24 protein-coding genes are annotated in these 25,377 nt (G+C 64.7%); 14 read left to right on the forward strand and 10 right to left on the reverse strand.

Annotated elements, in window-relative coordinates; genetic code table 11:
- The first annotated feature begins 109 nt into the window (after positions 1 to 109).
- The 11 genes from ABIB99_RS07670 to fabZ all read left to right on the forward strand — a co-directional run bounded on the left by ABIB99_RS07670 (position 110) and on the right by fabZ (position 11,968).
- A complete protein-coding gene (locus ABIB99_RS07670; protein ID WP_028151700.1) occupies positions 110 to 1,105 on the forward strand; it encodes a 30S ribosomal protein S2 in 996 nt (331 codons plus the stop codon).
- Between the two features lie 134 nt (positions 1,106 to 1,239).
- The gene (gene tsf, locus ABIB99_RS07675; protein WP_028169462.1) at positions 1,240 to 2,163 is read left to right on the forward strand and encodes a translation elongation factor Ts; all 924 of its coding nucleotides are present in this window, start codon (positions 1,240 to 1,242) and stop codon (positions 2,161 to 2,163) included.
- 60 nt (positions 2,164 to 2,223) lie between these two features.
- Positions 2,224 to 2,940 carry a UMP kinase gene (gene pyrH / locus ABIB99_RS07680; protein WP_028151698.1) on the forward strand — a complete coding sequence of 239 codons (717 nt, stop codon included), beginning with the start codon at positions 2,224 to 2,226 and terminating at the stop codon, positions 2,938 to 2,940.
- Positions 2,941 to 3,003: 63 nt separating this feature from the next.
- Positions 3,004 to 3,567, forward strand: coding sequence for a ribosome recycling factor (frr, locus tag ABIB99_RS07685; protein ID WP_014494937.1), 564 nt, complete (start codon positions 3,004 to 3,006; stop codon positions 3,565 to 3,567).
- Between the two features lie 10 nt (positions 3,568 to 3,577).
- Positions 3,578 to 4,336, forward strand: a complete 759-nt coding sequence (locus ABIB99_RS07690; protein WP_354096071.1) for an isoprenyl transferase — start codon at positions 3,578 to 3,580, stop codon at positions 4,334 to 4,336.
- Positions 4,333 to 5,175, forward strand: coding sequence for a phosphatidate cytidylyltransferase (locus tag ABIB99_RS07695; RefSeq protein ID WP_354096070.1), 843 nt, complete (start codon positions 4,333 to 4,335; stop codon positions 5,173 to 5,175). Before ABIB99_RS07690 ends, ABIB99_RS07695 begins: the two co-directional genes overlap by 4 nt.
- Before the next feature lie 4 nt (positions 5,176 to 5,179).
- A complete protein-coding gene (gene dxr, locus ABIB99_RS07700; RefSeq protein WP_028151695.1) occupies positions 5,180 to 6,403 on the forward strand; it encodes a 1-deoxy-D-xylulose-5-phosphate reductoisomerase in 1,224 nt (407 codons plus the stop codon).
- 44 nt (positions 6,404 to 6,447) lie between these two features.
- Positions 6,448 to 7,599: an RIP metalloprotease RseP gene (rseP, locus tag ABIB99_RS07705; RefSeq protein ID WP_028151694.1), complete on the forward strand. Its 1,152-nt coding sequence runs from the start codon at positions 6,448 to 6,450 to the stop codon at positions 7,597 to 7,599.
- Positions 7,600 to 7,773: 174 nt separating this feature from the next.
- Positions 7,774 to 10,314: an outer membrane protein assembly factor BamA gene (gene bamA, locus ABIB99_RS07710; protein ID WP_135213814.1), complete on the forward strand. Its 2,541-nt coding sequence runs from the start codon at positions 7,774 to 7,776 to the stop codon at positions 10,312 to 10,314.
- A 128-nt stretch (positions 10,315 to 10,442) separates the two neighbouring features.
- Positions 10,443 to 11,510 carry a UDP-3-O-(3-hydroxymyristoyl)glucosamine N-acyltransferase gene (gene lpxD / locus ABIB99_RS07715; protein ID WP_071913468.1) on the forward strand — a complete coding sequence of 356 codons (1,068 nt, stop codon included), beginning with the start codon at positions 10,443 to 10,445 and terminating at the stop codon, positions 11,508 to 11,510.
- Entirely contained in the window at positions 11,507 to 11,968 is a 462-nt protein-coding gene (fabZ, locus tag ABIB99_RS07720; protein WP_166341978.1) for a 3-hydroxyacyl-ACP dehydratase FabZ, read from the forward strand. The genes lpxD and fabZ overlap by 4 nt, the downstream gene beginning before the upstream one ends.
- Before the next feature lie 24 nt (positions 11,969 to 11,992).
- Here the strand turns inward: fabZ and ABIB99_RS07725 are convergent, their stop codons facing one another.
- Positions 11,993 to 12,316, reverse strand: a complete 324-nt coding sequence (locus ABIB99_RS07725; protein WP_166096947.1) for a KTSC domain-containing protein — start codon at positions 12,314 to 12,316, stop codon at positions 11,993 to 11,995.
- A gap of 277 nt (positions 12,317 to 12,593) precedes the next feature.
- Between ABIB99_RS07725 and lpxA the strand changes: the two genes are divergently transcribed.
- The 3 genes from lpxA to lpxB are packed head-to-tail and all read left to right on the forward strand — an operon-like array spanning position 12,594 to position 15,455.
- Positions 12,594 to 13,388 carry an acyl-ACP--UDP-N-acetylglucosamine O-acyltransferase gene (gene lpxA, locus ABIB99_RS07730; protein ID WP_166341977.1) on the forward strand — a complete coding sequence of 265 codons (795 nt, stop codon included), beginning with the start codon at positions 12,594 to 12,596 and terminating at the stop codon, positions 13,386 to 13,388.
- Positions 13,389 to 13,407: 19 nt separating this feature from the next.
- Positions 13,408 to 14,265, forward strand: a complete 858-nt coding sequence (locus ABIB99_RS07735; RefSeq protein WP_049807903.1) for an LpxI family protein — start codon at positions 13,408 to 13,410, stop codon at positions 14,263 to 14,265.
- Positions 14,262 to 15,455, forward strand: a complete 1,194-nt coding sequence (gene lpxB / locus ABIB99_RS07740) for a lipid-A-disaccharide synthase (RefSeq protein WP_354175373.1) — start codon at positions 14,262 to 14,264, stop codon at positions 15,453 to 15,455. The genes ABIB99_RS07735 and lpxB overlap by 4 nt, the downstream gene beginning before the upstream one ends.
- An 86-nt stretch (positions 15,456 to 15,541) precedes the next feature.
- On the opposite strand, the gene ABIB99_RS07745 is transcribed toward lpxB, so the two are convergent.
- The 9 genes from ABIB99_RS07745 to gltX all read right to left on the reverse strand — a co-directional run bounded on the left by ABIB99_RS07745 (position 15,542) and on the right by gltX (position 25,317).
- Positions 15,542 to 16,309: an SDR family NAD(P)-dependent oxidoreductase gene (locus tag ABIB99_RS07745; RefSeq protein ID WP_063983037.1), complete on the reverse strand. Its 768-nt coding sequence runs from the start codon at positions 16,307 to 16,309 to the stop codon at positions 15,542 to 15,544.
- Positions 16,306 to 17,415, reverse strand: a complete 1,110-nt coding sequence (locus ABIB99_RS07750; protein WP_354175374.1) for an ABC transporter ATP-binding protein — start codon at positions 17,413 to 17,415, stop codon at positions 16,306 to 16,308. The genes ABIB99_RS07745 and ABIB99_RS07750 overlap by 4 nt, the downstream gene beginning before the upstream one ends.
- A 10-nt stretch (positions 17,416 to 17,425) precedes the next feature.
- The gene (locus ABIB99_RS07755) at positions 17,426 to 18,283 is read right to left on the reverse strand and encodes a carbohydrate ABC transporter permease (protein WP_014494951.1); all 858 of its coding nucleotides are present in this window, start codon (positions 18,281 to 18,283) and stop codon (positions 17,426 to 17,428) included.
- Complete coding sequence (locus tag ABIB99_RS07760) at positions 18,276 to 19,196, reverse strand: carbohydrate ABC transporter permease (protein ID WP_063983039.1); 921 nt, start codon at positions 19,194 to 19,196, stop codon at positions 18,276 to 18,278. Before ABIB99_RS07760 ends, ABIB99_RS07755 begins: the two co-directional genes overlap by 8 nt.
- Positions 19,193 to 20,479, reverse strand: a complete 1,287-nt coding sequence (locus tag ABIB99_RS07765) for an ABC transporter substrate-binding protein (RefSeq protein WP_014494953.1) — start codon at positions 20,477 to 20,479, stop codon at positions 19,193 to 19,195. Before ABIB99_RS07765 ends, ABIB99_RS07760 begins: the two co-directional genes overlap by 4 nt.
- 59 nt (positions 20,480 to 20,538) lie before the next feature.
- Positions 20,539 to 21,717, reverse strand: a complete 1,179-nt coding sequence (locus ABIB99_RS07770) for an ROK family transcriptional regulator (protein ID WP_175627358.1) — start codon at positions 21,715 to 21,717, stop codon at positions 20,539 to 20,541.
- A 123-nt stretch (positions 21,718 to 21,840) separates the two neighbouring features.
- Entirely contained in the window at positions 21,841 to 22,341 is a 501-nt protein-coding gene (locus tag ABIB99_RS07775; RefSeq protein ID WP_231142081.1) for a GFA family protein, read from the reverse strand.
- Between the two features lie 74 nt (positions 22,342 to 22,415).
- Complete coding sequence (gltA, locus tag ABIB99_RS07780) at positions 22,416 to 23,720, reverse strand: citrate synthase (protein WP_071913479.1); 1,305 nt, start codon at positions 23,718 to 23,720, stop codon at positions 22,416 to 22,418.
- A gap of 169 nt (positions 23,721 to 23,889) precedes the next feature.
- Positions 23,890 to 25,317: a glutamate--tRNA ligase gene (gene gltX, locus ABIB99_RS07785; RefSeq protein ID WP_354175377.1), complete on the reverse strand. Its 1,428-nt coding sequence runs from the start codon at positions 25,315 to 25,317 to the stop codon at positions 23,890 to 23,892.
- Between the last annotated feature and the right edge of the window lie 60 nt (positions 25,318 to 25,377).

The following is a 25,377-nucleotide window of genomic DNA, read 5'->3' on the forward strand; positions in this document are numbered from 1 at the left end:
CCCATCTCACACGGAAACATGGCTCACAAGGCCGTCCGGTGGCAACCGGGGCGAGAACGCTCCGTTTTGCTCACACGTTTCCGGAGGAACCAACCGGAGAATTGAAACTATGGCGCTACCCGATTTCACCATGCGTCAGCTCCTCGAAGCTGGCGTGCACTTTGGTCACCAGTCTCACCGCTGGAATCCGAAAATGGCACCGTTCATTTTCGGCGCCCGCAACAACATCCACATCGTCGACCTCGCGCAGACCGTGCCGTTGCTGCACACCGCCTTGCAGGCGGTCAGCGACACCGTCGCCAAGGGCGGCCGCATCCTGTTCGTCGGCACCAAGCGCCAGGCGCAGGACGGCGTCGCGGACGCTGCCAAGCGCTGCGCGCAGTATTTCGTCAATTCGCGCTGGCTCGGCGGCACGCTGACCAACTGGAAGACGATCTCGGCCTCGATCAAGCGCCTGCGTCATCTCGATGACGTGCTGTCCGGCGGCGACGCCAGCTCCTACACCAAGAAGGAGCGCCTGACGCTTCAGCGCGAGCGCGACAAGCTCGATCGCTCGCTCGGCGGCATCAAGGACATGGGCGGTCTGCCCGACCTAATCTTCGTGATCGACACCAACAAGGAAGACATCGCGATCCAGGAAGCCCAGCGGCTCAACATCCCGGTCGCCGCGATCGTCGACACCAATTCGGACCCGAAGGGCATCACCTATGTGGTCCCCGGCAATGACGACGCCGGCCGCGCCATCGCGCTGTATTGCGACCTGATCGCACGTGCGGCGATCGACGGCATCTCGCGCGCCCAGGGCGATTCGGGCATCGACATCGGCGCCTCGGCTCGTCCGGTTGCCGAAGAGCTGCCGGCCGCTTCCTCGAGCGGCTTCCAGGGCCTCGCCGGTCCGCGCGGCACCGCCGACGACCTCAAGAAGCTCCCGGGCGTGTCGGGCGCGATCGAGAAGAAGTTCAACGACCTCGGCATCTTCCACTTCTGGCAGCTCGCCGAGCTCGATCACGACACCGCGCACAAGATCGGCGAAGAAGTCGGTCTGCCGAGCCGTGCGGATGCCTGGGTGGCCAAGGCCAAGGCGCTGACCGCAGAAGCGGAATAGTCAAAAAGAGCGATGGGTTGGCCGGATATAAGTCCGGCCACCATTTCAGTTGACGCGAATTCCTGAGATGGACCGCGGCGGGGCTGTTTGATGCCACGCCGCGGCAAACCGGCAGGCAAGAAGGATTTTCAACGATGGCAACGATCACAGCTGCGATGGTCAAGGATCTGCGCGAGTCCACCGGCGCAGGCATGATGGACTGCAAGGCCGCGCTCACCGAAAACGACGGCAACATGGAAGCGGCGCAGGACTGGCTGCGCAAGAAGGGCCTGTCGAAGGCCGCCAAGAAGTCCGGCCGCGTCGCCGCGGAAGGCCTGATCGGCGCGCTCACCAAGGGCACCAAGGGCGTCGTGGTCGAGGTCAACTCCGAGACCGACTTCGTCGCGCGCAACGGTCAGTTCCAGGGCCTCGTCAAGATGGTCGCGCAGGTCGCATTCGACGTCGGCGCCGATGTCGAGAAGATCAAGGCCGCCAAGGTCGGTGACGTCACGATCGAAGCCGCGATCAACGACGCGATCGCCACCATCGGCGAGAACATGACGCTGCGTCGCGCAGCTTCGCTCGAAGTGACGCAGGGCGTCGTGTCGAGCTACGTCCACGGCGCCGTCGTCGAAGGCGCCGGCAAGATGGGCGTGATCGTCGCGCTCGAATCGCCCGGCAAGGCCGATGAGCTCGCAGCCCTCGGTCGCCAGATCGCGATGCATGTCGCGGCCACGAACCCGCTCGCGCTCGAGCCGTCCGGCCTCGATCCGGCGGTCGTGAAGCGCGAGAAGGACGTGCTCGCCGATAAATATCGCCAGCAGGGCAAGCCCGAGAACGTGATCGAGAAGATCGTCGAGTCCGGCCTCAAGACCTATTACAAGGAAGTCTGCCTGCTCGAGCAGGCCTTCATCCACGACACCGGCAAGTCGGTGGCGCAGGCGGTGAAGGAAGCCGAAGGCAAGGTCGGCGGCGCGGTGAAGATCGCGGGCTTTGTGCGCTATGCTCTCGGTGAGGGAATCGAGAAGCAGGAAAGCGACTTCGCGGCCGAGGTCGCAGCGGCCAGCGGCAAGAAGTAAGCGCCGGTACGTTCCTTCCGGCTTGCCGCCGGAAGCGGCGCCCGGACGGGGAAAGTGCTCATGACTGATCCGGTCTATCGTCGCGTCGTGATCAAGCTGTCCGGCGAGTATCTCGCGGGGCAGCAGGGTTTTGGCATCGATCAGCCGACCCTCGACCGGGTTGCGGACGATCTGATCGCCGCCCGCCAGCTCGGTACCGAAGTTGCGGTGGTGATCGGCGGCGGCAACATCGTGCGTGGCGTCGAAGTGTCCTCGCAAGGGGTGTCGCGCACCACCGGCGACACCATGGGCATGCTCGCCACCATGATGAACTGCCTCGCGCTGGAGGCGACGATCGAGCGCAAGGGCACGCCGGCACGTACGCTGTCGGCCTTCGTCATGCCCGAGATTTCCGAGCTGTTCACCCGCACCGCGGCGCACAAATACCTCGCCGAGGGCCGGATCGTGCTGCTCGGGGGCGGAACCGGCAATCCGTTCTTCACCACCGATACGACCGCGGTGCTGCGGGCCGCCGAGATCGGAGCCGAGGCTGTGCTGAAAGCAACCAATGTCGACGGCGTCTACTCGGCCGACCCCAAAAAGGATCCGACCGCCACGCGATTCGACCGGCTGACGCATTCGCAGGCGATCGAGGGCGGCTACAAGGTGATGGATGCGACCGCCTTCGCGCTTGCCCGCGAGACGTTGCTGCCTATCATCGTATTCTCGATCGCGGAGCCGGGTTCGATCGGCGCTGTGCTGCGTGGCGGCGGCCACGGAACCGTCGTCGCCGGCTGACGGCTCGTCGGTCGCGCCTGAAGGGCGCGGAGTGGGTCGCCGGGATTTTGAAGGAGAAACGTGATGGCCACGGGTAATTTCGACCTCAACGAAGTGAAGCGTCGCATGCAGGGCGCCGTCCAGGCCCTCAAGCACGAGCTTGGCGGCCTGCGCACGGGGCGCGCGTCAGCCTCGATGCTCGACCCGGTGCAGGTCGAGGCTTATGGCAGCCACATGCCGCTCAACCAGCTCGCCACCGTCAGCGTGCCGGAGCCGCGGCTGATCTCGGTGCAGGTCTGGGACAAGTCGATGGTCAAGCCGGTCGAGAAGGCGATCGTCGATTCCAATCTCGGCCTGTCGCCCGCGACCGAAGGCCAGGTGCTGCGCCTTCGCATCCCCGAGCTCAACGAGGAGCGTCGCAAGGAGCTCGTCAAGGTCGCGCACAAATACGCGGAAGCGGCCAAGGTCGCCGCGCGTCACGTCCGCCGCGACGGCCTCGACGTCCTCAAGAAGCTCGAGAAGAATCACGAGATGTCGGAAGACGATCAGAAGCGTCACGCCGACGAGGTGCAGAAGGCGACCGACGGCACCATCTCCGAGATCGACCAGTTGCTGGCTGCCAAGGAAAAAGAAATCCTCACCGTCTAAGGCTGCCCTCATGTCCAACGCCGCCGCGCCAGTAACCGAAGGACCCGACCGGTCCGACGCGCCTGCGCATGTCGCCATCATCATGGATGGCAACGGGCGTTGGGCCGCCGCGCGCGGCCTGCCGCGGGCCGAAGGGCATCGCCGCGGCGTCGAGGCGTTGCGCCGGGTGGTGCGTGCCTCGCACGAGCTCGGCATCCGCTATCTCACCATCTTCTCCTTCTCTTCGGAGAACTGGTCGCGCCCGGCGAGCGAGATCGGCGATCTGTTTGGTCTCCTGCGTCGCTTCATCCGCAACGATCTCGCGAGCCTGCACCGCGATGGCGTCAAGGTCCGCATCATCGGCGAGCGCGACGGACTCGATAGCGACATCTGCGCACTCCTCAACGAGGCCGAGGAGCTGACGCGCGACAACACGCGCCTGACGCTGGTCGTCGCCTTCAATTACGGTTCGCGGCAGGAAATCGCGAAAGCCGCGCAGAAGCTCGCGCGGGAAGTCGCAGACGGCAAGCGCGCCCCTGAAACGATCGACGCCGAGACGATCGGGGCTCATCTCGATGCGCCCGACATTCCCGATCCCGATCTCATCATCCGCACCAGCGGCGAGCAGCGGCTGTCCAACTTCCTGATGTGGCAGGCCGCCTACAGCGAGCTGGTCTTCGTGCCGATCCACTGGCCCGATTTCGACAAGGCGGCGCTGGAAGGCGCGATCGCCGAATTCGCCAGACGCGAGCGCCGTTTCGGCGGTCTGGTCGCGAAAAACGCCTCGTGAGCGAACCCGACGCCGCATCGGCGGGCGCGAAGCCTGCCCCGAGCAATCTCGTGATGCGAGTCCTCGCAGCGCTAGTGCTGGCGCCGCTCGCTATTGCACTCGCTTATGCCGGCGGCTGGCTGTGGGCGCTTCTCGTCACCCTGGTGTCGATCGGGCTGTTCGCGGAATGGCTGATGGTGGTGGGCGCGGGGTCTGCCGCACTGACCGGGGCGGGGACCATCGTCATTGCCATGATGGGGGCCTGCGTCGCCTTCGGCGCGCTCAAGACCGCAATCATCACCGGCCTCATCGGCGGCGCGATCGTGACGGTGATCGCACGGGGCAAGTTCATCTGGGCGGCCACCGGCTTCGCCTACGCATCGGCGGCGCTGCTGGCCTCGATCCTGGTGCGGCAGGATCTCGTCAACGGCTTCGCCGCGCTGATGTTCGTGCTGCTCGTGGTGTGGGCGACCGATATCGGCGGCTATTTCGCCGGACGCAGCATTGGCGGGCCGAAACTATGGCCGCGCGTGAGCCCGAAGAAGACCTGGTCCGGGGCGCTCGGCGGCTTTGCGGCGAGCCTTTTGGTTGCGGCCGGCTTTGCGGCGTGCGGGATCGGAAAGGCGGTTCCACTGCTGCTCGTCAGCGCCATCCTGTCGGTGGTATCGCAGGCGGGCGATCTGTTCGAATCCGCGGTGAAGCGGCGCTTCGGCGTCAAGGATTCCAGTCACTTGATTCCCGGCCATGGCGGGCTACTGGACCGTCTGGACGGTTTTGTTGCCGCCATCCTGATGGCATGGATTATCGGCTTTCTCCGCCATGGTGTGCATAGCGCCGGAAGCGGTCTTATGGTTTGGTGAGGATATGAGCGCGGTCCCATTGCGTAACAACAAGGCTGCGGCGTCGACCGTCCGCAGTGTCACGGTTCTCGGCGCCACCGGCTCGATCGGCGACAGCACGATGGATCTGCTGCGCGCCTCTCCCGAGCGCTATCGCGTCGAAGCCTTGACGGCGAACGGCAATGTCGAAGCGCTGGCCAAGCTCGCCAAGGAGTTTTCCGCGCGCTACGTCGCGATCGCCGACACGTCCAAGTTCGCCGAGCTCAAGGCTGCGCTCGCGGGAACGAGCACGGAATGCGGCGCGGGCGAAAGCGCTGTGATCGAAGCCGGCGCGCGTCCGGCCGATTGGGTGATGGCCGCCGTAAGCGGCGCCGCCGGACTGAAGCCGGCCCTGGCCGCGGTCGATCGCGGCGCGCATGTCGCGCTCGCCAACAAGGAATGTCTCGTCTGCGCCGGCGATTTCTTCATGCAGCGCGCGGCGAAAGCGGGCGCCTGCATCCTGCCGGCCGATTCCGAGCACAATGCGCTGTTCCAGGCGCTCGGCTCAGGCAACCGCGACGAGCTCGTCCGCGTCATCATCACCGCCTCGGGTGGGCCGTTCCGGACCTGGAAGCCCGCCGACATCGAGCAGGCGACCCTCGAGCAGGCCCTGAAGCATCCGAACTGGAGCATGGGCCAGAAGATCACGATCGATTCCGCCTCGATGATGAACAAGGGCCTCGAGGTGATCGAGGCATCCTATCTGTTCGCGCTCTCGCCCGACGAGATCGACGTCCTCGTGCATCCGCAGTCGATCATCCACGGCATGGTCGAGTTCTCCGACCGTTCGGTGGTGGCCCAGCTCGGTTCTCCCGACATGCGCACGCCGATCGCGCACTGCCTCGGCTGGCCCGATCGCATCAAGGGGCCGGCGGCCAAGCTCGATCTGGCCAAGATCGGCCAGCTGACCTTCGAGGCGCCGGACTTCGAGCGCTTCCCTGGGCTTCGGCTGGCCTTCGATTCGCTCCGGACCGGGAAGGGGGCGACCACCGTCTACAACGCCGCCAACGAGGTTGCGGTCGCCGCTTTCATTGCCGGCAAGATCCGGTTTGGCGCGATCGCGCGGCTGGTCGAGGCGACGCTGGACGACTGGATTCGCGGCGGGAACCAGGCTCCCCTGACGTCCGCCGACGATGCAATCTCTGTTGACCATGTTGCGCGAAATAGAGCTGCCGCCCTATTGCCTCAAATTGCCTTAAAGGCATCCTAGATGGCACGGGGCCAGGGCCTTGCGGCGCTGGATGAGGGAATTCGATGATCGACTTTTTCGTCCATAGTTTCAATACGTTGAGCCATGGGCTCCTCGGCTACGCGGTTCCCTTCCTGTTCGTCCTGACGATCGTCGTGTTCTTCCATGAGCTCGGCCATTTCCTGGTCGCGCGCTGGGCGGGCGTTCGGGTGCTGACCTTCTCGCTCGGTTTCGGACCGGAGCTGGTCGGCTTCAACGACCGCCATGGCACTCGCTGGAAGATCTCGGCGATTCCGCTCGGCGGCTACGTCAAGTTCTTCGGCGACGAGAGCGAGGCTTCGACCCCGTCGGCCGAGACGCTCGCGGCCATGACGGCCGAGGAGCGCGCCGGCAGCTTCCATCACAAGAAGGTCGGCCCGCGCGCCGCCATCGTGGCGGCCGGACCGATCGCCAATTTCATTCTGGGCGCGCTGATCTTCGCCGCCATGGCGCTCTATTACGGCAAGCCGAGCACGATCGCCCGCGTCGACGGCGTCGTCGCCGACGGCGCTGCGGCCACGGCCGGCTTCAAGATCGGCGACGTCGTCGTGCAGATCGACGGCAAGCCGATCGAGAGCTTTGCCGACATGCAGCGAATCGTTGCGATGAATGCGGGTTCGGCGCTTGCCTTCCAGGTCAAGCGGGACGGCGCCATCGTCTCCCTGACCGCGACGCCGGCGCTGCTCGAGCGCAAGGATCCGTTCGGCAACAGCCACCGCCTCGGCGTGCTCGGCGTCGAGCACAAGTCCCAGGCCGGCGAGGCCTCGACCACGCCGGTCGGCGTCGGCGAAGCGCTCAAGATCGGGGTCGAGCAGGTCTGGTTCATCATCACCAGCACCTTCAAGTTCCTTGGCTCGCTGTTTGTCGGACAAGGCAATCCCAACGAGGTCAGCGGCGTGCTCGGCATCGCCAAGATGTCGGGGCAGGCGGCCAGCGCCGGGTTCCAGTTCGTGATCAATCTGTGCGCGGTGCTGTCGGTGTCGATCGGGCTGTTGAACCTGTTCCCGATCCCGCTGCTCGATGGCGGTCACCTGATGTTCTACGCGGCGGAGGTGGTCCGGGGCCGCCCCCTGTCCGAGCGGACTCAGGAGATGGGGTTCCGAATCGGGCTCGGTTTGGTGCTGATGCTGATGGTGTTTGCCACCTATAACGACATCTTGCGGATGGCAGCTTCCTGATACGGGCTTTTTTGTGGCGTTGCTCATGAGCAACGTCTTGGAATGAAATTGAAATTACGGTGTCAGCGGCCGTTTGCGACATCGGGGAAATTGGCTACAAGCGGCTTCGAACTTGGGGAATCTCCCGGACCGGCGTTGGGGTTGGGTCTGGTACTGATAAGGGCGCGTTGCGCAATGAAGTTTGGACTGCGACTCCGGGGGGGCTTGCTCGCATCCCTGATCTTGTTCGGCGCGCCGGTGCTTGCCCCGGTTGGGGCTGGTTTTGTGTCTTCGTCTGCGCTTGCTCAGACCGTCCAGTCGATTTCCGTCGAAGGAAATCGCCGTGTCGAGGTGGAGACGATCCGCTCCTATTTCAAGCCGGGCCCGGGTGGCCGCCTGGATCAGGGCGCCATCGATGACGGCCTGAAGGCCCTGATCGAGACCGGCCTGTTCCAGGACGTGCGAATCAATCGCGGTTCCGGTGGCCAGATCATCGTCTCCGTGGTGGAAAACCCGGTGATCGGCCGCATCGCGTTCGAAGGTAATAAGAAGGTCAAGGACGAGCAGCTCACCGCTGAAGTCCAGTCCAAGGCGCGCGGCACCTTCTCCCGCGCCATGGTGCAGTCCGACACCCTGCGAATCGCCGAAATCTACCGCCGCTCGGGTCGCTATGACGTCCGCGTCACGCCCGAGATCATCGAGCAGCCGAACAACCGCGTCGACCTGATCTTCACGGTCGAGGAGGGCGCCAAGACCGGCGTCAAGTCGATCGAGTTCGTCGGCAATAACGCGTTCTCGTCCTACCGCCTGCGCGACGTCATCAAGACGCACGAATCGAACCTGCTGAGCTTCCTCGCCAGCAACGACCTCTACGATCCCGATCGCGTCGAGGCCGACCGTGACCTGATTCGCCGTTTCTATCTCAAGAACGGTTTCGCCGACGTCCAGGTGGTCGCCGCGCTCACCGAATACGATCCGGAGAAGAAGGGCTTCAACGTCACCTTCAAGATCGAGGAAGGCTCGCAGTACCGCGTCGGCACCGTCGACTTCCGCTCCTCCATTCCGAACTTCGATCCGACCACGATGCGCAACTATTCGCGCGTCAATGTCGGCGCGCTCTACAACGTCGAATCGGTCGAGAAGTCGGTCGAGGAAATGCAGATCGAGGCGTCGCGTCGCGGCTATGCCTTCGCCGTGGTCCGTCCCGGCGGCGACCGCAATTTCGAGGCGCACACCGTCGCCGTCGTGTTCAACATCGACGAGGGCCCGCGCACCTATATCGAGCGCATCAACGTCCGCGGCAACACCCGCACGCGCGACTACGTGATCCGCCGCGAGTTCGACATCTCCGAGGGCGATGCCTACAACCGCGCGCTGGTCGACCGTGCCGAGCGCCGCCTGAAGAACCTCGACTACTTCAAGAGCGTGAAGATCACGACGGAGCCGGGCTCCTCCAGCGACCGCGTGGTCCTGATCGTCGATCTCGAAGAGAAATCGACCGGCGACTTCTCGGTCTCGGGCGGCTACTCCACGACCGACGGCGCGCTCGCCGAAGTCTCGATCTCCGAGCGCAATTTGCTCGGCCGCGGCCTGTTCGCCAAGGCGTCGGTGACCTACGGCCAGTATGCGCGCGGCTATTCGCTGTCGTTCGTCGAGCCGTATCTGCTCGACTACCGCGTCGCGCTCGGTCTCGACCTCTATCAGCGTCAGCAGCTCTCCAACAGCTACATCTCCTACGGTACGAAGACGCTGGGCTTCAGCCCGCGCCTCGGCTTCAGCCTGCGTGAAGATCTGTCGCTCCAGCTGCGCTACTCGATCTACCAGCAGGAAATTACGCTGCCGTCCTACCTGGCGAACTGTAACAACGTCCTCGGTTCGTCGGCCTTCAACCCGAGCCCGGCCTTTGCCGCATCGCAAACGCCGCCGATCGATCTGACCTCGACCGGCGGTCTCGGCTGCTACTCCGACGGCGAAGCCTCGCTGCCGGTCCGCAAGGAGCTTGCCGGCGGCAAGACCCTGACCTCGGCGCTCGGCTACACGCTGACCTACAACACGCTGGACAACAACAAGAACCCCACCGACGGTCTGCTCGTCGACTTCCGTCAGGATTTCGCCGGCGTGGGCGGCGACGTCACCTACCTGAAGTCCGTCGTCGACGCGAAGTACTACGCTCCGCTGGTGTCCGACATCGTCGGCCTCGTTCACCTTCAGGGCGGCATGCTGAACAAGATCGGCAACAACGATATCCGCATGCTGGATCAGTTCCAGATGGGCCCGAACTTGGTCCGCGGCTTTGCTCCGAACGGCATCGGTCCGCGCGATTTGAATCCCTTTGGCACGCAAGACGCGCTTGGCGGTACCAAGTATTGGGGCGCTTCGTTCGAATTGCAGATGCCGTTCTGGTTCCTGCCGAAGGAAGTGGGTCTGAAGGGCGCGGTCTACGCCGACGCCGGCGGCCTCTTCGACTATCAGGGCCCGACGACGTGGTCGCTGACCAACGAAATGACCACGACCAGGAACTCGAACTGTACGCCGTCGACCGTCAATCCGCCCTCGGCGGGAACCTGTACCGGCCTGGTGTATGACAACGGCAATGTCGTCCGTTCGTCGGTTGGTATTGGCCTGATCTGGCAGTCGCCGTTCGGTCCGCTGCGGTTCGACTACGCCGTGCCGCTCACCAAGGGCCAGTTCGATCGCGTGCAGCAGTTCAGGTTCGGCGGCGGCACCTCGTTCTAATTCGATCAGCAGGGCATGAGCCGGCCCCTTGTTGGGGCCGGTTTCCAAAAAGATCGTGCTCAATCCGTGAGATAAGGCATGATGCGGCCTGACCGCTTCATGCCGAAGCCGGACCGCGATGGGGTGGAATGGCGCAGCCGACCTTCTTCAAAAAGCCGCCGGCCTCGGCGCTGGCTGACATTGCAGCGCTGACCAAGGCGCAGCTCGTCGACCCTGCCAGGGGCGGTCACGTCATTACCGGTCTTGCTTCGCTCGACGAAGCCGGCCCGATGCATCTGGCGTTCTTCGACAACCTCAAATATGCCGACGAGCTCAAGGCGACCAAGGCTGGGGCCTGCCTGGTGAGTCCGCGCTTCGAGGCCCAGGTGCCCGCGCATGTGGCCGTGCTGCGGGTGGCGCAGCCGTTCCGCGCCTTTGTCGGGCTCGCCCGGGAATGGCACGGCAATGCGCTGCGCCCGCAGTCCTGGGTCGGTAATGACGGCATCGCCCCGTCGGCCATCATCGATCCCTCGGCCCGGCTGGAGGACGACGTCATCGTCGATCCCCTGACCGTCATCGGCCCTGACGTCGAGATCGGCAGCGGCACCGTTATCGGGGCCGGCGTGGTCATCGGTCCCGGCGTCAAGATCGGCCGGGACTGCAATGTCGGCGCCCGCACGGCCATCCAGTGCGCGCTGATTGGCAACAACGTGCTGATCCATCCCGGCTGCTCGATCGGCCAGGACGGCTATGGCTTCATCTTCTTCGGCCCCGAGGGCCATCTCAAGGTGCCCCAGACCGGCCGCGTGCTGATCCAGAACAATGTGGAAGTCGGCGCCGGCACCACCATCGATCGCGGCTCCCTGCGCGACACCGTGATCGGGGAGGGCACCAAAATCGACAACCAGGTCCAGATCGGCCACAATGTGACCATCGGTCGGAACTGCCTGTTGGCGGCCCAGATCGGGCTCGCAGGCAGCCTGACGATTGGCGACAACGTGGCGCTGGGAGCAAAGGTTGGCATCAACAATCACCTCAAGATCGGCGATGGGGCCCAGGTCACCGCGATGAGCGGCGTCAAGGACGACATCCCGCCGAACGGGCGCTGGGGCGGCTTTTTCGCCAAGCCGACCAAGCAGTGGTTCAAGGAAATTATCGCGGTGGAGCGCCTGGTACGCGACAGCAGGGCCGATCCGAAGAACGAGGGACGGGAATGACGGAGGAATCACCGATCAAATTCGAGCTGGTGGATATCAACGCGATCCTCCGGACTCTGCCGCACCGTTTCCCGATGCTGCTGATCGACCGTGTGATCAATATCCGCGCCGATCACAGCGGCATCGGCATCAAGAACGTCACCTTCAACGAGCCGGCCTTCCAGGGGCATTTCCCGGAGCGCCCGGTCTATCCCGGCGTGATGATGATCGAAGCGATGGCGCAGACCGCGGGCGTGATCGGCATCACCTCGGTCGAGGGCACCGAGAAGCCGCGCGCGGTGTATTTCCTCACCATCGACAAGTGCAAGTTCCGCAAGCCGGTGCTGCCCGGCGACACCATCGAATATCACATGCGTTCGATCGGCCGCCGCAAGGCGATGTGGTGGTTTCACGGCGACGCCAAGGTCAACGGACAGATCGTTGCTGAAGCCGACGTCGGCGCCATGCTGACGGACTGAGCGGCTCAGGCCAGCGGAAATGGATTATGCGCCGCAGCCGTAACGGCCGCCGGCCGTCTCGCGTCCGATATTCCGGTTGAAGAACTGGCCCATGGACGGCGCGCCGAGCAGGCTGTCGACCGTCTCGGCCGCAACCCCGCAATAGCGGTCATATTGGCCGTCGATCGCGACGATGAGGTCCCGCCGCGCGCGGTCGTAGCAGACCCGCTGAAGCACCGTGCTGCGGGTGATGTCGCGGCACTCGAACGTCCCGAGATCGACGAAGCGGCGTTCGCCGGTCTCGACCGTCTCGGAGACGATCGGGGCGGCCGCGAGCTGTGCGAGCAGAACTGCCAGGGCCCTGACCACGATGACTTCAAGCTCCACATGAAGGCGTTGACGAGCTAGAGCATGATCCGGAAAAGCGTGCAGCGGTTTTCCGAAAGGATCATGCTCGAACGATAGCCTGAAGCGCGATGACGATTCATCCCAATCTCATCGTGCTTTAGGACGGCCGGCTCATCCGGTGCCTGAAACAGGCCGAGATGATACGTCACTGGACAGATCGGGCATAGTCGCGCTAACCACCGGAAAACTGAGCGACTTCAACACATAATCAGACCTTCTTGATGAGTCAGATTGCTTGATGAGTAAGATTGATCCCACCGCACGGGTCGCGGACGGCGCCGTGATCGGCGAGGGTACCGAGATCGGACCCTTCTGCATCATCGGTCCGAATGCCGTGATCGGCGCGAACTGCAAGCTGATCGGACAAGTCACGGTCATCGGCCACACCTCGATCGGCGATGGCTGCGTGATCTCGCCCTTCGCGGTGCTGGGCGGCGCGCCCCAGGACCTCAGCTACAAGGGTGAGCCGACCAGGCTGGAGGTCGGTTCCGGCTGCACCATCCGCGAAGGCGCGACGATGAATGTCGGCACCATCAAGGGCGGCGGGCTGACGCGCGTCGGCAACGGCGGCTACTTCATGAACAACAGCCATGTCGGCCATGACTGCATGGTCGGCAACAACGTGATCTTTGCGACCTCGGCGACGCTCGGCGGCCACTGCGAGATCGGCGATTTCGTCTATATCGGCGGCCTGTCGGCGGTGCATCAACTCACGCGCATCGGCCCGCAGGTGATGGTCGGCGGCCTCTCGGGCGTGCGCGACGACATCATTCCGTTCGGCCTCGCCAACGGCCAGTATGCGGCGCTGGAAGGCCTCAATCTCATCGGGATGAAGCGGCGGCAGTTCACCAAGCAGCGGCGCGCGACCGTGCAATCGTTCTACCAAAAACTCTTCCACGGCCCCGGCACGTTCGCCGAGCGGCTCGCGGCGGCCCAGCCGCTCGCGGGCGAAGACCCCGCGATTGCCGAGATCCTCGACTTCATCGGCAAGCGCAAGCATCGCCCGATCTGTCTCCCCGCCATCGAGAAGTGATTTCGGGATGGCCGCGGGCATGACATCGGCGGCTTCGGAGATTTCGTCGCCGGTCGGCGTCGTCGCCGGCGGCGGCGCCATGCCGTTCGCGGTCGCCGACTCGCTTGCCGCGCGCGGCATCACGCCGGTGCTGTTCCCGCTGCGTGGCGCCTGCGATCCGACGCGGGTGGAGCAATTCCGCCATCGCTGGATCTCGGTCGGCCAGCTCGGCCGCGCCATGCGGCTGTTCCGCGAGGAGGGCTGCCGCGATCTGATCTTCATCGGCACGTTGGTGCGGCCCGCGCTGTCCGAAATAAGGTTCGACGTCACGACACTGCGCCTGCTCGGCAACGTCATCCGCGCCTTCCGCGGCGGCGACGATCATCTGTTGTCCGGCGTCGGGCGCATTCTCGAGCAGGGCGGCTTTCGCATGGTCGGCATCAAGGATGTTGCGCCGGATCTGCTGATGCCCGAGGGCTGCATCAGCCGCGCCTGGCCGAACGACAACAGCAAGGCCGACATCGAGCGCGGCCGCGCGGTGCTGACCGCGCTCGGCCCGTTCGACATCGGCCAGGCCGCGGTCGTGATCGACGGCCATGTAGTGGCGATCGAGGATATCGAGGGCACCGACGCGCTGCTCGCGCGCGTGGCACGCCTGCGCGAGGAGGGGCGCATCCGCGCTGCGACAGGACGCGGGGTGCTGGTGAAGGTGCCGAAGAGCGGGCAGGATTTGCGCTTCGACCTGCCGACGATCGGCCCGCGTACCCTCGAGGGCGTCGCTCGCGCCGGATTGGCCGGCATCGCCGTCGTCGCCGGCAACACCATCGCCGCCGAGCCGCAGGCGATGATCTCGCTCGCCGACGCCAAATATCTCTTCGTGATCGGCCTGACGGCATGATGCAGAGCCGCGATCCCAAGCGGAAGATCTTCCTGATCGCGACGGAGGAATCCGGCGACCGGCTCGGCAGCGCCTTGATGAAAGTGTTGCGCCAGCGGCTCGGCGACGGCGTGCAGTTTGTGGGCGTCGGCGGCCGGACCATGGCGCGTGAGGGGCTCGAGACGCTGTTTCCGATCGAGGAGCTGTCGATCGTCGGCTTCGCCGGGGTCGTCCAGCAGTTGCCGAAGATTTTGCGGCTGATCCGCCAGACCGCGGATGCCGTGACTGCGGCCGCACCCGACGCGCTCGTCATCATCGACAGTCCCGATTTCACCCATCGCGTCGCCCGCCGCGTGCGCGCGAAGACGCCGGAGATCCCGATTGTCGACTACGTGGCGCCGCAGCTCTGGGCCTGGCGACCCGGGCGGGCGCGCACCATGCGCCGCTATGTCGATCACGTGCTCGGCCTGCTGCCGTTCGAGCCGGAGGAATACCGCAAGCTGGGCGGACCGCCCTGCAGCTATGTCGGCCATCCCCTGATCGAGCAATTGCCGTCGCTGCGGCCAAACGCGGAGGAGCAGCGGCGCCGCGATGCCGAGCCGCCGGTTCTGCTGGTGCTGCCCGGCAGCCGCCGCAGCGAGATCAGGCACCATCTCGACGTGTTTGGCGCGACGCTCGGACGGCTCCAGGCCGAAGGCCGCGCCTTCGAACTGAAACTGCCTACCATGCCGCATCTCGAAGCCACCATCCGCGAAGGCATCGCGAGCTGGCCGGTCAAGCCGCAAATCGCGGTCGGCGAGACCGAGAGGCGCGCCGCGTTCCGAACCGCGCGCGCGGCGCTGGCCAAATCCGGCACCGTGACGCTGGAGCTCGCGCTGTCCGGCATTCCAATGGTGACGGCCTATCGCGTCGGCGCGATCGAAGCCTTCATCCTGCGCCGCGCGATCCGCGTCTCCTCGGTGATCCTCGCCAATCTCGTGATCGGCGAGGATGTCATTCCGGAGTTCTTGCAGGAGGACTGCGTACCGGAGAAGCTGGCGCCGGCGCTGTCGGAGCTGCTCACGGACACGCCGCTGCGCAAACGACAGGTCGATTCGTTCGCCCGGCTCGACACCATCATGTCCACCGGCAACAAGTCGCCGAGCGTGCTCGCCGCCGACATCGTGCTCGCGACGATGCGCAAGGGGCGGCGGCAACAGACGGCTTCGTAGGGTGGGCAAAGCGAATGCGTGCCCACCATTTCTTTCTCGGTTGCGGAGAGGTGGTGGGCACGCTGCGCTTTGCCCACCCTACGGTCCTAGGCGAGGCCGCCATCGACCCGAAAACACTGGCTGGTGATACGCTGGCTCTCGTCCGATGCGAGAAACAGCGCCATGCTGGCGATGTCCTCGGGCGTCACCGCATCGGGAACGGCCTGGCGGGTGCGCAGCTCGGAGATCTTCTGCTCGTCCGGAAACCAGAGCCGGCGCTGGCGTTCGGTGATCACCATGCCGGGCGCGATCGCGTTGACGCGAATGCGGTCGGGGCCGACTGACCTGGCCAGCGAATTGGTGAAGCCGACGATCGCCGCCTTCGCCGCGGCATAGACCGGCAGCGCCGGCGCACCGCGGATCCACGCCACCGACGACATGTTGATGATCGAGCCGCCGCCGCGCGCCTGCATCTGCGGCACCACCGCCTGGGCCGCGAAGAAGACGTGCTTGAGATTGACACCGATCGTCCAGTCGAATTCGGCCGGCGTCACCTCGGCCAGCACCTGACGCTGGTCGTTGGCGGCATTGTTGACGAGGACTGCGGCATCGCCGAGCGATCCGTGCACCCGCGCCATCGCAGCGCGCAAGGCGTCGATGTCGAGGAGGTCGCAGGGCACAAACAGGGGCGCGGAGCCGGATGTGGCCGCGACGTCCCGCACCAGCGCTTCGCCGGCGCTCGCATCGATGTCGAGGAAGGCGACGCGGGCGCCCTGGGTCGCGAAGGCGCGCACGAAGACGGCACCAATGCCGCTGGCGCCACCGGTGATCAACACCACGCGGCCGGCAAGGCTGGGAAAGATGGTCCGGGTCATGCGATCAGCCGCTCCGTCTCGGGGTCAAACAGGCAAATGCGCCGCGTGTCGAGCGCGAAGGTGGCGGTCGCGCCGGGCGCGGGACGGATATCCGGGGTGATGCGCGCCAGCGCAGTCTCGCCGCCGAGACGCAGCAGCACGATTGTCTCGGCGCCGGTCGGCTCGATCATCTCGACCGGCGCGTCGACGAGGACGGGCGCCTCGCCGGAAAAGACGCGGCTGGCCTCGGCGATGCATTCCGGCCTGATCCCGACGACCACGTCGCGGCCGACATAAGATGCTGCCGCATCGTGTCCATGCAGGCGCAGACGAACCTCGTCCGGTCGCCCCGCGCCGATCACGGCCACAGGTCCGCCGCTATCGGCCTCGAGCCGCCCCGGCATGGTGTTCATCGGCGGCGAACCCATGAAGCGGGCGACGAACAGATTGACCGGATAGCGGTACACCGTGTCCGGATCGGCGAACTGCTGCACCACGCCCCGATGCATCACGGCGATGCGCGTCGCCATCGTCATCGCCTCGATCTGGTCGTGGGTGACATAAATGATGGTGGCGCCGATGCGCTGGTGCAGCCGCTTGATCTCCATCCGCATCTCGACGCGCAGCTTCGCATCGAGGTTGGAGAGTGGCTCGTCGAACAGGAAGAGCAGGGGATCGCGCACCAGCGCCCGGCCCATCGCCACGCGCTGGCGCTGCCCGCCGGACAGCTGCGACGGCTTGCGGCCGAGCAGGGGCTCGATCTGGAGGAGGCGCGCCACATTCGCCAGCGCCTTCTCCTGCTCCGCCTTCGGAACGTGACGGCATTCCATGCCGAAGGTGATGTTCTGGCGCACCGTCATCGACGGATAGAGCGCGTAGGACTGGAACACCATGGCGATGTCGCGATCCTTGGGCGGGACGTCGTTGACGACGCGTCCGCCGATCTCGATCGTTCCGTCACTCGGACGATCGAGCCCGGCGACGATGTTGAGCAGGGTGGACTTGCCACAGCCGGATGGCCCGACCAGCACGGTGAACTCGCCGCTCTCGATGTCGAGGTTGATCCCCTTCAGCACCTCCAGATTGGCGTAGCGCTTGGACAGGGTGCGAATGCTCAGTGCTGCCATGACGACCCCATCATTTCACTGCGCCGGCGGTCAGGCCGCGCACGAAGTACCGTCCGCCGAGGAGATAGATCAACAAAGTGGGTAGCGCCGCGATGATCACCGCCGCGCTCTGCACGCCATGCTGCGGAATGTCCGCAATTGCGGCAGAGAGCGCGATGAGCGCGGCCGTGACGGGCTGCTGCTGGCCGGTGGTGAATGTCACGCCATAGAGGAACTCGTTCCAGATATGCGTGAACTGCCAGATCACGGTGACGATCAGAATAGGAGCCGAGAGCGGCAGGATGATGCGCCAGAAAATACGAAAGAACCCGGCGCCATCGATGCGTGCGGCCCTGATCAGCTCGTGTGGAATGGCGACATAGTAGTTTCGGCAGAACAGCGTGGTGAAGGAGAGCCCCTGGATCGTGTGAATCAGCACGAGGCCCGTCAGCGTGTTGATGAGACCGGTGTCCCGCAGCACGATGGTCCAGGGAAGCAGGCGCATCTGCTGGGGAAGGAAGAGGCCGAGGGTCACGATGCCGTAGATCCAGCTATCGCCGCGAAAGCGCCAGAGCGACACGGCGTAACCGGCGACAGCACCGAGCAGGGTCGAGAAAATCGTCGCCGGGATGGTGACGAGCGCGGAGTTCAGCATGTATGGCCGGATGCCGGCGCAGGTCTCGGCGACGCAGAAACCGCTCCAGGCCTTGGCGTAGTTGCTCCAGGCCAAGTGTTGCGGCCAGCCGATCATCGAACCCTGCGCGATCTCCTCGTTGGTGCGGAGAGAGTTCAGGACGACAACAACGAGTGGCGCGAGATAGGCCGCAGCGAACAATGTCACGACGAGATAGATCAGAATTCGGCTCGGTGCGAAGCTGCGGTCACGCATGGGTGGCCTGCCTTCGCTGGACATAGCGCCACGCTGCATAGGGCAGCAGCACCGCGAGCAGAATGAGCAGCATGAGCACCGCCGCCGCGGCACCCCGGCCGAGCTGGCTGCGCTGGAACATGAGGTCGTAGACGACAAGGGCCGGCAGCTGGGTCGCGATTCCCGGCCCGCCATTGGTGAGCGCACGGACGAGATCGAAGGCCGAGATCGCGAACTGCAACTGGACGACGATGACGGTGATGGTGATCGGCCAGAGCGTCGGCAGAATGACCCGCCAATAGGTTCGGACCGGTCCGGCGCCGTCGATCTGGGCGGCCTTGATGATGTCGGAATCGACGGAGCGAAGGCCGGCGAGGAAGAGCGCCATGGCGAAGCCGGAGGATTGCCAGATCGCGGCAATCACGATCGTCCAGATCGCCATGTCGCGGTCGATCAGCCAGTCGAACCGGAAGGAGGTCCAGCCGAGGTCGTGGACGAGCTTCTGGATCCCGATGCCGGGATTGAGTAGCCAGCTCCAGACCGTGCCGGTGACGACGAACGACACCGCAAGCGGATACAGGAAGATGGATCGCAGCACATTCTCGCCGCGAATGCGCTGATCGAGCAGGATCGCAAGCATAAGGCCGGTGATCAAACTCAGCAGCACGAAAGCACTGCCAAACAGCAGCAGATTGTCGAATGCGATCTGCCAGTTCCGCGATGCCAGGACCGCGTTGTAGTTGCGCAAACCCACCCAGCCCGTAACAGGAACAAGCGTGGAGGGCGTGAACGAAATCCAGATCGTCCACAGCGAAAACGAAATGAGATGCGCAGCCGACAACAGCAGTGGCACCCAGATCATCAGATATTCGGGCAGCCGGCGCACGAGATCAGACGTCGCCGGCCGCGTTGCTGTGGAGACGGTGTCGGTCAACGCGAACCCTCGACGGCCTCGGCGAGGCGGGTGACCGCCTGCTCCGGCGTGATCGTCTTGTTCTTCACATACTCGGTGAGCACGTCGATCATCGCCGCCGTCAGGCCGTTTTCCTGCGCCATGTTGTGCGCAAGACTCAAGACGGCCTGATTGTTGGCGACAGCGTCCTTGAGCGCGGCTGCGGTCCGCCGTTGACCGTCCGACCAGCCCTCACCGGAGAGGTCGACATCGGTGCGCACCGGGATCGATCCCGTGATCTGCGAGTACATGGTCTGGATCGCCGGATCCATGACGAGCTGGGCCATCAACGTCTGACCGGCCTGGAGGTCGGGCTCCTTGCGCTGCCAGAAGATGAAGGCGTCGGCATTCAACAGGAAGACCGGCTTGCCATTGTCGCTCGGGCCGGGCGTGATCATGAAGTCGTCGAACTTGAAACCGGCGTTGCGCAACACGCCCTGCGCCCACCCGCCCATGATCATCATGCCCATGTCGCCGTCGACGAAGCGCTTCAAATTGGTGGCGTAGGGTTGGGCACCGACGTTGGGGTCCATCCAGTTGGCGATCTTGCGGACCTGGACGAAGGCAGCCTTGATCTCGGGGCCCTCCAGGGCCTTCTTGTCGAGATTCATGATGGCCGCACGGTATGCCGTGGGACTGATGCCGGCCAAAGAGGCCTCGAATTTCTGCCCGTCATCGGGGCGGGTGCCGCCGTTGGCGATGGGGTAGGTGATGCCGCCCGCCTTCATCTTGTCGGCGAGATCGTTGAAGTCGGCCCAGGTGACCGGGACCTTGTCGGCCTTTGCCTTGTCCATCGCGCGCTTGGAGAGAAACAGCATGTTGGTGCTGTAGATCTGCAACGGCAGCGCAATCCACTTGCCGCCCGGCTTGTGCAATTTTGCGAGGTCCGGAGCGACAACTTTTTCGTAACCGGCGGCCGCGACGAGGGCGTCGAGATCGACGGTCGGGGCGATCTTCGACCAGGCCGCAATCTCGGGGCCCTTGAGCTGCGAACAGGCCGGCGGATCGCCGGCGATGATCTGAGCGCGCAGCTTGTTCATCATCTCGGTGGTGAAGCCGGGGACGGGCGAGTGCTGCCAGACGCCGCCTTTCTCCTCGAATTTCTTGCCGAGTGCGGTGATCGCCGCCCCATCGCTGCCTGCGGACCATTGCGAGATCGCGGTCAGGCGCGGCTTGGCCGCGCCTTGCGCGCGGGCGAATGCCGGTAATGCGAGTGCGGCCGCAGATCCAGCGAGTAGACGGCGCCTTGTTGTCGTGATCGGCATGGCAGTTCCTCCCGGTGTGAAACTTTCTTGGCGCGTTGAGCCACGCGGCTCAGGGCATGTCAGGCGGCCTCCGTCGAAGCCGCGGGCATCCCGCCGCGGCTGGCGAGACAAAAGGCGGCGAAGGCGAGAGCTGCTTGCGGATCATTGCCGTTCGAGGGCGGCACGAAGGCGAGCGACACCTGCGCCAGTTTCCGCCCGCCGAGGAGGCAGGCGTCGATCCCATCGACCACCGCTTTGCGATCCTCCTCAGAGAGAGCCGACGGCCAACCGCTGACGACGACGCCGCGGCATGGTTTGACGTTGAGCGTGTTGCCGATCGCAAGGCCCAGCCTGAACAGCCGCTGTCGCAATTCCTGCCGCACACGCGAGGTGAGCGGGATCGCGGTCACCCATTCACTGCCGAGCTGGAGCAATTCCGCTTCGGTGGTGCGCAGAAGCTCGGCCAGCGCCGGCAGAGACGTATAGGCTTCGACGCATCCGTGGTGGCCGCAGCGGCAACGCGGTCCATCGTTGCCGAACACCATGTGGCCAAGCTCGACCGGCTGGAGCGCATCCTCCTCGATCGGATCGCCCATCCACGTCCCCGCGACGCCCTGGCCGACGAAGACGAACAGGTGCGCATCGCTGAACGGGTAGTTTTCCGTGCGGCAACGATGAAAAATGGCGTGCGCGACCACCGAATTGGTGAAGACGACCGGGACGTCCGCAAACAGCTCGCCGAACATGCCGCCGATGCGTTCGACATCGCAGGGAATGATCGGATTGCCGAACTCGCTCAAGCGGCCGAGGCCGGGAATGGTGATGCCGATCTGCGCAAGCGTGATGCGGCGGCGGCGCGCCCAGTCGCGCAATAACGTAATCGCCTCGCGAAAGACGCGGCCGACGCTCTCGACCGTCAGCTTGGCCGGCAGCGGGAGGCGCTCGGTGTAATGCAGCTCGCCCGACAGGCCGCCGACGCCGATGCCGAGCCACTGGCCGGTCAGCTCGAGGGCCGCCAGCGCCACGGAGCCATCGAGCGACACGAGGCCTGTCGGACCGCCGACATAAGGGGCAGGGCGCCGGACTTCCTCGATCAGGCCTTCGGCTTTCAGGTCAAACAGGATGCGCGACAGGCTCGCCTCGGACAGGCGCACGGCTTTGGCCAGCGGCGGCCGGAACGAGCCGCCGGACTGGAGCAAATGAGTCAAAATGGCAGCACGTGTCTGCCGCCGACTTCTCGGCTGCTCCGGCATTTCCATCCCTGTCGTCATTCTTACTTAGTGTAAGAATTTGCGCGCGGAGCGTTTCGACTGTCAAGCGATTGCGGACATGATGAGTCGACTTGTTGTTGTGCGTGGCAGCAAGATGAGGCGAAGAACTGATCAGGCTTTCGGTGCGGTGCCTTCGGCCCACTCCGGTAATTCGGCCTTCGGGTCGTACCAGTTGGCAGAATCCGATCGCCAGATGTGCATCTCAGGCCGCTCTGCGATCGGTGTGTCGAGGCAGCCCATCCGCAGCAGGACCGTGTTCTTGCCCTCGCGCGAGGCGACGATGTGCGATCCGCAGTGCGAGCAGAAATAGCGGGTTTTGCCGGGCGAGGATTTGAAGCCGCGCAGCAAGTCTTCGCCCTTGGTCCAGCGGAAGCGGTCGCGTGGCACGTTCGTGACGGTGGAGAAGGCCGATCCGTGCGTCTTCCGGCAGGTCTGGCAATGGCAGTGCATGATGGTGCCCGGGGTCGCATCGACCTCGTAGGCAACGCCTCCGCAGAGGCAGCTTCCGGTCAGCATCGGGTTCTCCGTATCGGTAGGGTGGGCAAAGCGCAGCGTGCCCACCGTTTCTGGCTCGGTCTCGGAGAGGTGGTGGGCACGCTTCGCTTTGCCCACCCTACGGCGTCCTCCAAAACAAAAACGGCGCCATCGCAGGATGGCGCCGTTTCCAAAAGCCGCAATGGCCGATCTTACTTGCGATCCTTGATCGCGACGTAGTCGCGGCGGGTGACGCCGGTGTAGAGCTGGCGCGGACGGCCGATCTTCTGCTGCGGGTCCTCGATCATCTCGCTCCACTGGCTGATCCAGCCGACGGTGCGGGCGACCGCGAACAGCACGGTGAACATCGAGACCGGGAAGCCCATCGCCTTCAGCGTGATGCCCGAATAGAAGTCGACGTTCGGGTAGAGCTTGCGGTCGATGAAGTACTGGTCGCTGAGCGCGATCTTCTCGAGCTCGAGCGCCACCTTCAGCATCGGATCGTCGCCATGGCCGGTCTCCTTGAGAACGGCATGACACATCTTCTGCATGATCTTGGCGCGCGGATCGTAGTTCTTGTAGACGCGGTGGCCGAAGCCCATCAGGCGGACTTCGCTGTTCTTGTCCTTCACCTTGGCGATGAATTCCGGAATCTTGTCGACCGAGCCGATCTCGGCGAGCATCGCGAGCGCGGCTTCGTTGGCGCCGCCATGCGCCGGGCCCCAGAGGCAGGCGATGCCGGCGGCGATGCAGGCGAACGGGTTGGCGCCGGATGAGCCGGCGATGCGCACCGTCGAGGTCGAGGCGTTTTGCTCGTGGTCGGCGTGCAGGATGAAGATCTTGTCCAGCGCGTCAGCGAGCACCGGATTGATCTTGTACTCCTCGCACGGCACGGCGAAGCACATGTGCAGGAAGTTCTCGGCGAACTTCAGCGAGTTCTTCGGATACACGAAGGGCTGGCCGATCGTGTACTTGTAGGCCATCGCCGCCAGCGTCGGGATCTTGGCGATCATGCGCATCGACGCGATCATGCGCTGCTTCGGATCGTTGATGTCGGTGGAGTCGTGGTAGAACGCGGCGAGCGCGCCGACGGAGGCCACCATCACCGCCATCGGATGGGCGTCGCGGCGGAAGCCCTGGAAGAAGCGGGCCATCTGCTCGTGCACCATCGTGTGATGGATCACGCGGTCGTCGAAATCCTTCTTCTGCGCGGCGGTCGGCAGGTTCCCGTAGAGCAGGAGATAGCAGGTCTCGAGGAAGTCGCCGTTCTCGGCGAGCTGCTCGATCGGATAGCCGCGGTATTCCAGCACGCCCGCGTCACCGTCGATATAGGTGATCTTGGACTCGCAGCTTGCGGTCGAGGTGAAGCCGGGATCGTAGGTGAACAGCCCGGACTGGGCGTAGAGCTTGCCGATATCGACGACATCAGGCCCGACGCTGCCGCTGTGGATCGGGAGATCGTAGTTCTTGTTTCCGACCGTCAGCGTGGCGGTCTTATTGCTTGCTTTTGCGTCCATCAGAGGTCCCCGATGTGTGGTGAAACGGGCCGGACCCGGAAGGCCCCAATGACTTGGTGGGGCAGGCCGGATATTCCAGAAGGTACGGGTGAGATGGGTATATTATTGCTGTGTGCGCTGCAAGATCGCCGCACGCATGGTCGACTTACGTCGTAGCCTGGTTCTTGGCCTAGTCCTTGGCCTGGTCCTTAAGCCGGCCCAGGCTTTCCTGGCGTCCCAGCACGTCCAAAACCTCAAATATACCAGGCGATGTCGACCGTCCCGTCAGCGCCGCCCGCAACGGCTGAGCGACGGCGCCGAGCTTGAGACTATTTTCCTCGGCAAAGGCGCGCAGCGCGGCCTCCGCGTTCGCCGCACTCCATGTCTCGACTTTCTCCAGCGCGGAATGAAGCTGGCCGATCAGCTTGCGGTTCTCGGGCGTCAGCAGTGCTGCCGCCTTGGGATCGAGCTCCAGCGGCCGGTCGGCGAAGATGAAATAGGCGCTGTCGATCAGCTCGATCAGCGTCTTGGCGCGCTCCTTCAGGGCCGGCATCGCCTTGAGAAGCTGCGCCCGCGTGGTGTCGTTTAACTTGGCCTTAAGCTCGTTGCGGCTGGGCACGACGTGGTCGAGCACGTCCTCGAACATCTTCACGAGTGATTGATCGTCGGCGTGGCGGATGTAGTGGCCGTTGAGGTTTTCGAGCTTGGCGAAATCGAAGCGGGCGGCGGCGCGGCCGACGCTGGCGAGGTCGAACGCGGCGATCATCTCCTCGGTTGAAAAGATCTCCTGATCGCCATGGCTCCAGCCGAGCCGGACAAGATAGTTGCGGAGCGCGGCCGGGAGGTACCCCATGGCGCGGTAGGCATCGACGCCGAGCGCGCCGTGGCGCTTCGACAGTTTCGAGCCGTCCGGGCCGTGGATCAGGGGGATGTGGGACATGCTCGGCAGCGCCCAGCCCATGGCGTCGTAGATCTGCTTCTGGCGGGCGGCGTTGATCAGATGGTCGTCGCCGCGGATGACATGGGTGACGCCCATGTCGTGGTCATCCACGACCACTGCGAGCATGTAGGTCGGGTTGCCATCGCCGCGCAGCAGGACGAGGTCGTCGAGGTTCTCGTTCTGCCAGACCACACGGCCCTGGACCTGGTCCTCGATCACGGTCTCGCCGGTCTGCGGCGCGCGCAGGCGGATGGTGGGCTTGACGTCGGAAGGCGCCGTTGCCGGGTCACGGTCGCGCCATAGGCCGTCATAGAGGCGGGTGCGGCCCTCGCTGCGCGCCTTCTCGCGCATGGCGGTGAGCTCCTCGGCGGTCGCGTAGCAGCGATAGGCCTTGCCGTTGGCGAGCAGCTGCTCGGCGACTTCGCGGTGACGGGCGGCGCGGCTGAACTGATAGATGACGTCGCCATCCCAGCCGAGCTCCAGCCATTTGAGGCCGTCGAGGATGGCGCCGATCGCAGCCTCGGTGGAGCGCTCCCGGTCGGTGTCCTCGATCCGGAGCAGCATCTTGCCGCCGTGCTTCTTCGCATAGAGCCAGTTGAACAGCGCCGTGCGGGCGCCTCCGATATGGAGGAAGCCGGTCGGCGAGGGAGCAAAGCGGGTGACGACGGAATCGGTCATTCTTGGCAGGGCCTATGCATTGGAGGCGGTGGTATATAACAGGACCGGAGCATAACTAAA

The sequence above is a fragment of the Bradyrhizobium sp. LA6.1 genome (genome assembly GCF_040547805.1).
GTDB classification, from domain to species: Bacteria; Pseudomonadota; Alphaproteobacteria; order Rhizobiales; family Xanthobacteraceae; genus Bradyrhizobium; species Bradyrhizobium barranii.